The organism is Ralstonia psammae (assembly GCF_958405935.1).
GTDB classification, from domain to species: Bacteria; Pseudomonadota; Gammaproteobacteria; order Burkholderiales; family Burkholderiaceae; genus Ralstonia; species Ralstonia psammae.
In genome coordinates this window covers 1-3501 of sequence record NZ_CATZBU010000036.1, presented here as the reverse complement: position 1 = coordinate 3501, position 3501 = coordinate 1, and the positions used below count along the sequence as shown (strand labels likewise).

The 3501-nt window shown below is 63.5% G+C and carries 3 protein-coding genes and 1 pseudogene; all 4 read left to right on the top strand.

Features of this window, described 5'->3' with window-relative positions:
* Window positions 1–26 precede the first annotated feature (26 nt).
* Window positions 27–224: pseudogene (locus R2N16_RS25280) on the top strand (hypothetical protein); the annotation flags it as partial.
* 621 nt (window positions 225–845) lie between these two features.
* Complete coding sequence (locus R2N16_RS25275; RefSeq protein ID WP_316669765.1) at window positions 846–1889, top strand: YadA family autotransporter adhesin; 1044 nt, start codon at window positions 846–848, stop codon at window positions 1887–1889.
* A 218-nt stretch (window positions 1890–2107) separates the two neighbouring features.
* Window positions 2108–3259: an EAL domain-containing protein gene (locus tag R2N16_RS25270; protein ID WP_316669762.1), complete on the top strand. Its 1152-nt coding sequence runs from the start codon at window positions 2108–2110 to the stop codon at window positions 3257–3259.
* A gap of 112 nt (window positions 3260–3371) precedes the next feature.
* Window positions 3372–3501 (top strand): ESPR domain-containing protein (locus tag R2N16_RS25615; RefSeq protein ID WP_428984175.1); only part of this gene is annotated, 130 nt, incomplete at its 3' end.

Genomic DNA, 3501 nt, shown 5'->3' with positions numbered 1-3501 from the left:
CGTCCCTTGTCAATGGAGGGAACTCCATGGCATTGGGGTGGGCCTCCAGCGCATCGGGGACGAACTCGGTAGCGCTGGGTTTCCAGAGCTCAGATGGTGGTGCATCCAATGTAGTGAGCGTCGGTAACAGCTCACTTGGGATAACCCGGACGATCACCCAACTGTCGGATGGCGCGATTGCCGCGGGATCGACCGATGCGGTGACGGGTAACCAGTTGTACAACCTGTCGACGGCTACCTCGTCGGCCATCAATACAGTCCAGAATGGTGTCAGTTCGCTGTCCACCAGTCTTGCTACGACCAATACCAATGTGACCAACCTGAGCACGTCGGCCTCGACGCGCATCAGTACCGCGCTGAGCGGTGTGTCGTCGCTGTCCACCGGCCTGAGCACGACGAACAGCAATGTGAGCAGTCTGAGCACGTCGGCCTCGACTGGGATCAGCACGGCACTGAGTGGTGTGGGTTCGCTGTCGACCGCTTTGTCGACTGGACTTTCGACCACCAATAGCAATGTGTCGAGCCTGTCGACCTCGGCCTCGACTGGGATCAGCACGGCACTGAGTGGTGTGGGTTCGCTGTCGACCGCTCTGTCGACTACGAATGCAACTGTGGCACTGCTGTCGAGCTCCGCGTCGACGGGGATCAGTACTGCGCAAAGTGGTGTGGCTTCGCTGTCAACTGGTTTGTCCACCACCAACAGCAATGTGTCGAGCCTGTCGACCTCGGCCTCGACCGGTATCAGCACAGCGCAGAGCAGTGTGGCTTCCTTGTCGACCAGCTTGACGGCGGCGAACAACAACGTCAGTTCGCTGTCCACCGGCCTTTCTACGACGAACAGTACCGTGAGTCGCCTGAGCACGTCGACTTCCACGGGCATCAGCACCGCGCAGAGTGGTGTCGGCTCACTATCCACCAGCCTGGCCACCACCAACAGCACGGTATCGTCGCTCTCGACGTCCGCATCGACTGGTGTCGCTTCGCTGTCGACCAGCCTGGTCTCCACCAATAGCAGCCTCTCCTCGTTGTCGACCGCGACGCAGGCCATCGTTCAACAAGCGAACGCGGCGGCGGCCAGCAATACCACGACCCAGGGCGTTGCATTGGGTGGCGGTGCCAGCGGCATGGTGCAAACAGCGGGTGCGACGTTCAACAGCACGGCGCTGACCACCATTAATGCATCCGGTTGCGGGCAAGCCAGCGGCGCGGATGCCACGGCCGCCGGCCTGTGCGCCAGCGCCTCGTCGGCCGGTGCCACGGCCCTGGGCAGCAACGCCCAGGCTACCAGCGCCAACACCACGGCAGTGGGCTTCCGCTCGGTCGCCAACTTCGCAGGCTCGGTCGCCATCGGCTACCAGGCCCAGGCAACGGCTGACCCGACCACGGCGGTGGGTTCGAACTCGCTCGCCTCGGGCAACAACGCAGTGGCGCTGGGTGCAGGTGCCAGCGCCACCGCAGACAACTCCGTGGCCCTGGGTGCGAACTCGCTGGCGACCCGGGCGAACACCGTCTCGGTGGGCTCGGCCGGCAGTGAACGCCAGATCACCAACGTGGCGGCTGGTGTCAATGCCACCGACGCGGTGAACGTGGGTCAGCTCAACTCCAGCGTGGCCAACCTGCAGAACCAGATCAGCGACAACAATAAACGCGCCATGGGCGGTGTGGCTGCCGCCATGGCCGCCGCGGGTCTGCGCTACGACGACCGCCCCGGCAAGATCTCGGCCGCTGCTGGTGCCAGCTATTACCACGGCCAATCGGCGCTTGCCGTGGGTGTGGGCGGCACGCTGGACAACGGGCTGTGGCGCATCAACGGTGCTCTGTCGGTGGTGCCCACGCTCAGCAAGCCCGACGTGGGTGTCGTCATCGGTGTCTCTCGCACCTTGAACTGACGCAGGACAGGCGCGGCAGGTCTTTGCCGCGGCACGGGGGGGGATATCTCCCTCCGTGCACAAGACCTGCCGCCCTGACTGACTGTCAAAGCCGGCCCGCCGCGGCGGCCGGCCATTCGAATCATCCGTCACCAGAGTGCTGCACAAGCGCGCGGGCTTGGGGCCCGTACGCCCAAGTGCCAACGGTCGACGGAAGTGGTGTTGCTGGGAGAGTAGACATGGGGTGGCAGGAACGCAGCCTACTGATTGAGGTGAAGAACTACGCGTTCCTCACGCGCTGCTATGGGACACCGTTTGCCAATGCGGTCGAAGCGGAACTGCTCGAACGCGTAGGTTCGCTGTGCGGGCCGCGCTTTACGGTCAAGACCCTGGGCGGCGGCAAGCTTGGCGTGGTGCGCCTGCCCACGCAAGCCCACACCCAGGAAGAGGCCGAAGCATGCAACGAGCCGGCCGTGCAGGACGTCTTCGTGCAAGGCGTGCTGCTGGGCTTGGCCAAATGGGCCGAACGCGAATGCGGTGCGTCTTCACTGGCGCTGCTGAACGTGAACTGGGTCACCGATGCGGCCCTGCAGCAGGCTGCTGCGGCTTCCGTTGAGAAGCAGTTCTCCGACAGCCCCTGGGAGCAAGCCCAGTCCTACGCCGACATGGAGATTGCCGCCGACGTCTACAAGGCGATCGGCGAAGACCGCCTCGACTTGGTGTTCCAGCCCGTTTTCAACACCGGTGACCTGAATTCCATTCTCTACAACGAGTGCCTCACGCGCATCCGCGTGGGCGAGGGGGACGAGACCCTGTCGCCCGGCCAATTCATCCCGAGCCTGGAGCGCTTGGGTGTCATGCGTTGCCTGGACCGCTATGTGATGCGCCGGGCAATTGCCCTGCTGGAAGAGCACGACGACGCCTGCCTGGGCGTGAACATCTCTGGCCAGAGCGCTATCGACGATGTGTGGTGGGCGTCGATTTTCGCGAAGCTGGCCGAGACCCCGAGCGTTGCCCAGCGGCTCACGATCGAGATCACCGAGACAGCACGGATCTACCCCGGCGCGGGCCGCCAGTTCTGCCACCGCATGCACCAGCTCGGCTGCCATATCGCCATCGACGATTTTGGGGCGGGCTTTGCCATGGAGAACGGCCTCGATCTGCATGCGCCGGACATCATCAAGATCGATGCATCGATCCTCAAGCGTGGCATCCGGGGCGGTGTGTATTCGTCGTTTGGCGACATTGTGGGCACCGCACGGGAGCGGGCGGCCCGGGTGGTGGTGGAAGGCATCGAGTCCCTCGAAGAACTGGAGTTCGTGCGTGGGGCGGGTGTGTTGTGGGGGCAGGGCAACTACGTCGCCAAGCCAGTGACGTCGTTGCGGGTTTAACAAAGCCAGGTGACCAAATCACCTGTGCATGCGCTAGAGGCGCACGAGGCTAACCAAGAGCGATGACTCGCGGTGGTCCGAGTAAAGAGCATGCCTTTTGGGGGCGAGGAAAATGAACAAGACATACAAGCTGGTATTCAACCGCCGTCTGGGGCGCGTGGTGGTGGCAGATGAAACCGCGAACAGTGCGGGCAAAGCCGGGCGCGGAACAGGTGTGGTGGTGAGTAGCGCTCAAGATTTCA